Here is a 3,990-nt window from a genome sequence, read left to right as displayed (position 1 = left end):
ACACCTGCTCAGAAGATGGCTGAATTGAAAAAAGTGGCTTGAAATGTGTCTAAGTTGATTGGACCATTACAAACTGGAACAACGTGGTGAAACTGGACACTTAACACAGTTGATGTTCAGGAATACCAACGATTAAAGTGTTCAAAAGTGGTATAAAGTGGTATAAAATGTATTTAACTTACTAAATGGTGATGGAAAAAAATGCGCACAAGAAAACTTATTGTTGGTGGACTTTTATCAACAACTTCACTCAGTGTATTGGCACTTATAGGTGCACAACAAGCACAAATCAATAACTTTAAACCTTTTATGATCATTATTCTTGTTGTACTGGTTCTTAGTGCAATGGCAACTTATCAAAAATATCTACAAAATAACTAATGTTTCGTGGCGTGCACAATTTAACTATTGATGCCAAAGGAAGACTAAAAATTCCAACACGCCATCAAGTGCAAATCAATAAAATTTGTGAGGGAAAAATGGTGCTCAGTATTCATCCAGATGACCCTTGTTTGTTACTCTACCCCTTAAAAGATTGGCAAACACTTGAAGAAAAAGTTAGCGCCCTACCTTCGCTGAATATTCACACAAAACGCCTCAAACGCAAACTAATTGGTCATGCAACAGATTGTGAATTGGATAGTGCATCACGCGTGCTAATTTCTGTCACACTTAGAGAATACGCTAATATTGATAAAAAAATTATAATGAGTGGACAAGGAAATAATTTTGAAATTTGGGATGAGCACACTTGGCATAAGCAACTTGCCAACCTTGATATATTAAGCGAGAAAGAAGACGTTCCAAGTAGTATTTCCGAATTGACATTATGAGTTCTCATCATCAATCAGTGATGTTTGATGAATCTATTATTGGGTTAAAACTAAAAAGTAACGGTGTCTATATTGACGCCACTTTTGGTCGTGGCGGACATGCACTTGGTATTTTAGAAAAACTGGGTGACCAAGGAAAGCTAATTGCCTTTGACCAAGATATTACTGCCATTGAGTATGCCAATCAACAGTTTAACGATTCACGCCTAAGACTTATTCACAGCCCTTTTGTCAATATGCATCAGATTCTTTCTGAAGAAGAATTGCTTGGAAAAATTGATGGCATCTTCATGGATCTTGGTGTTTCATCGCCACAATTGGATAATGCCGAGCGCGGCTTTAGTTTTAATACTGAGGGTCCACTAGATATGCGTATGAACCAAAGCAGTGGCATTAGTGTGGCACAGTGGCTGGTAAGTGCTGATAAAGTTGAAATTGCTAATGTGATTTACGAATTTGGTGAAGAAAGAAAAAGCCGACACATTGCCAGTGCGATTAAAAGATTTCAGCAGGAACAACCCATTAAAACCACATTGCAATTAGCAAATATTGTTGCCAGTGTGGTAAAAACAAAGAAAAACAAACATCCTGCCACACGCACTTTTCAGGCGATGCGTATTTTTATCAATCAGGAACTCACACAACTGTCTGAGACACTTAAGCAGACAATCAATTTATTAGCACCAGAAGGTCGTCTATGCGTCATTAGTTTTCACTCAATTGAAGACCGTATTGTCAAACAATTTATCCAACAACACTCAAAGCAAAAACAATTACCTAAAGGTTTACCAATTATGAATAGTGGCATAGAACAAACGCTGTTAAAAGATTTAGGCAAAAGTTTTGCTAGTAAAGAAGAGGTTAACAATAATAAGCGCTCAAGAAGTGCGATATTAAGAATCGCACAGCGTACTACGAAGGATGTTGAATAAGCCGCTTAATACGACCCTTATTAATGTAATACTTAGCATTGTTATTGTTATATTATCTTTCTACACAATTTTGTGGCACAATCAAAATTACTTGCTGTACAAAAAAACAAAAAAAGTACAAAAAGAAAATCAAAAAATCATAGCATTACACAAACAATTACTCACCGAGTATTCGTCACAAATCAGTGGTAAATCCATTAAAGAAGAAGCTTTGAAAACATTACAGATGAAACGACCTGACAAAATCAGGGAACTTATATTATGAAACTATTTAAGATAGGATTATTTCAAAAGTCACAAAATTATTCACGCCGTCAATTGGTCGTTCAAAGTATTTTTACTAGTCTTGGTGTTATTTTCTTTTTTCGAATTATCAATATTTATCAAATAGATGTTGGTGGCGTTGGCATTCAAGAAAAAGCCAGAAAACAAACAGAAATTACTTCCAGCATAAAAGCACGCCGAGGTGATATTCTAGATAGGAATGGCGATGTGCTTGCTAGTAATTTGATTTTAAAAAAAATAAACCTAGATTCAACACAAATTCAAAAAACTTTTATTCCAAAACTTGCACAAGCTTTAATGATGCCAGAGAAAAAATTGGAAAAAGCAATTAAAAAAAAACTTAGTAAACATGCGGGTAGAAAAAATCTAATTATTAAACGAAACCTTAGGCTTACCAACCCAATTCTTGAAAATATAGAAGCACTAAGAAAAATTAAGTTAAAAATCTGCAAAATGAAACGCAAAAAAAACAAAATAAATTTGTTTGATAAGGTGTTAATACTCACCAAGTTAAAAGCAGATAAACCAACTTATAGTAAGGTTAAAGTATGCAAAAGCGAACGAATAAAAGGCGTTCGATTCCAAACAGACACGCATAGATATTATCCAAAATCCGCAGCATTAGCACCACTTATTGGTCGCATCAATCATGACAAAAAAGGAGTCTCTGGCATTGAAGGTGAATTTGAATCGATACTTGCTGGGCAAAACAGCCTTACACATTTGAGTTTTGACCCAGATTCTCAAGGGACTTATTTCAACCCGATAGTACATAAAACACTTAAGCACGGTCAAGATATACAATTAACGATTGATACTAATGTGCAATTCCACGCCTATGTTGCTATTAAAAAATCTGTTAAAAAACTCGAAGCCAGCTCTGGCTCAGCCATCATTCTAAAACCCAATGGTGAAATTTTAGCAATGGTCAACTACCCTGCTGCTGACCCGAATAACAAAGCACTCTACAACCCAAAACATTACCGTAATCGTGTGCTCTCAGATAAACTTGAGCCAGGCTCAACCATCAAACCATTTACCATGCTCTTAGCACTTGAAAAGAAAAAAATTACCGCTAAAGATGATGAACTAATTGATGTGACTAAACGCATCGGACACCTTAAACCCGATAAAAAATATAAATATATGAGCGTTAAAAAGATTTTGCAAAGATCACATAACTTAGGCACACTCAATGTAGCAGAAAGGTTAAAAAAAGAAGAATTATATGACACTTGGCGTAAATTAGGTTTTGGTCGTCCGCTCGGACTTATTCCTAGCATCGAAAACTCTGGGCTACTTAAACATTATAGTGATTGGTCAAAAGCAGATAAACGCTCTTTGTCTTTTGGTTACGGCCCAATGCAAACCAATTTGGCACAACTCGCCAGAGCATACTTAGTATTTGCAAATGATGGCGCTATACCACCGCTGAAACTTATCAATGGTATTGCTACAAATGAACAAAAAACACAAGTTTTCAGCAAACAAGCAACGCACAGAATTGCCGAACTCTTAGATGCGGTTGTATCACTAAAAGGCTCTGGATATCGTGCACAAATCAAAGGTTACAGTGTAGCAGGAAAGACTGGCACCGCAGAAATGGTCATCAATGGTCGTTACAGCAAGAATGGCGCAAAACGGACTTTCTTCACTGGATTTGTACCCGCTAAAAAGCCAAAATATGTTATGGCAGTTAGATTAGACTATCCAAAAAAATGTTACGCTTATTATAAACCTTATAGTAAGATTAGTTGCGAAGGCTCAAACTCTGCAGCTATTGTGTTTAAAGAAGCAATGGAGAATATCTTAAGTAGCGACCAATCTGTTAAATTGTTGGCGAAAAAATAATTTGACCCTGTAAACCAGATTGTGTAAACCCTCATATTTTATAATCCCTAAAAAGGAGAAAAAACATGAGTAATACAACATTAAGAAAA

5 protein-coding genes are annotated in these 3,990 nt (G+C 35.8%); all 5 read left to right on the top strand.

The window, feature by feature from the left end; translation table 11 throughout:
• Window positions 1–201: 201 nt before the first annotated feature.
• The 5 genes from BAZSYMA_RS09035 to BAZSYMA_RS09015 are packed head-to-tail and all read left to right on the top strand — an operon-like array spanning window position 202 to window position 3,901.
• Window positions 202–381: a hypothetical protein gene (locus BAZSYMA_RS09035; protein ID WP_090718276.1), complete on the top strand. Its 180-nt coding sequence runs from the start codon at window positions 202–204 to the stop codon at window positions 379–381.
• Window positions 381–833 carry a division/cell wall cluster transcriptional repressor MraZ gene (gene mraZ / locus BAZSYMA_RS09030; RefSeq protein ID WP_090718274.1) on the top strand — a complete coding sequence of 151 codons (453 nt, stop codon included), beginning with the start codon at window positions 381–383 and terminating at the stop codon, window positions 831–833. The genes BAZSYMA_RS09035 and mraZ overlap by 1 nt, the downstream gene beginning before the upstream one ends.
• A complete protein-coding gene (rsmH, locus tag BAZSYMA_RS09025; RefSeq protein WP_090718271.1) occupies window positions 830–1,765 on the top strand; it encodes a 16S rRNA (cytosine(1402)-N(4))-methyltransferase RsmH in 936 nt (311 codons plus the stop codon). The genes mraZ and rsmH overlap by 4 nt, the downstream gene beginning before the upstream one ends.
• The gene (locus tag BAZSYMA_RS10715; protein ID WP_090718267.1) at window positions 1,755–2,030 is read left to right on the top strand and encodes a cell division protein FtsL; all 276 of its coding nucleotides are present in this window, start codon (window positions 1,755–1,757) and stop codon (window positions 2,028–2,030) included. The genes rsmH and BAZSYMA_RS10715 overlap by 11 nt, the downstream gene beginning before the upstream one ends.
• The gene (locus BAZSYMA_RS09015) at window positions 2,027–3,901 is read left to right on the top strand and encodes a peptidoglycan D,D-transpeptidase FtsI family protein (protein WP_090718264.1); all 1,875 of its coding nucleotides are present in this window, start codon (window positions 2,027–2,029) and stop codon (window positions 3,899–3,901) included. The genes BAZSYMA_RS10715 and BAZSYMA_RS09015 overlap by 4 nt, the downstream gene beginning before the upstream one ends.
• The last annotated feature ends 89 nt before the right edge of the window (window positions 3,902–3,990 follow it).

The organism is Bathymodiolus azoricus thioautotrophic gill symbiont (assembly GCF_001298715.1).
Lineage (GTDB): Bacteria > Pseudomonadota > Gammaproteobacteria > PS1 > Pseudothioglobaceae > Thiodubiliella.
Note: the sequence above shows the minus strand (reverse complement) of the source record. Positions and strands in the feature narration are given on the sequence as shown.

What these genes read in the sequence shown, in the direction of transcription:
- rsmH (WP_090718271.1), top strand. Translation starts at nt 830, where the DNA reads ATGAGTTCTCATCATCAATCAGTGATGTTTGATGAATCTATTATTGGG.
- BAZSYMA_RS10715 (WP_090718267.1), top strand. Translation starts at nt 1,755, where the DNA reads ATGTTGAATAAGCCGCTTAATACGACCCTTATTAATGTAATACTTAGC.
- BAZSYMA_RS09035 (WP_090718276.1), top strand. Translation starts at nt 202, where the DNA reads ATGCGCACAAGAAAACTTATTGTTGGTGGACTTTTATCAACAACTTCA.
- BAZSYMA_RS09015 (WP_090718264.1), top strand. Translation starts at nt 2,027, where the DNA reads ATGAAACTATTTAAGATAGGATTATTTCAAAAGTCACAAAATTATTCA.
- mraZ (WP_090718274.1), top strand. Translation starts at nt 381, where the DNA reads ATGTTTCGTGGCGTGCACAATTTAACTATTGATGCCAAAGGAAGACTA.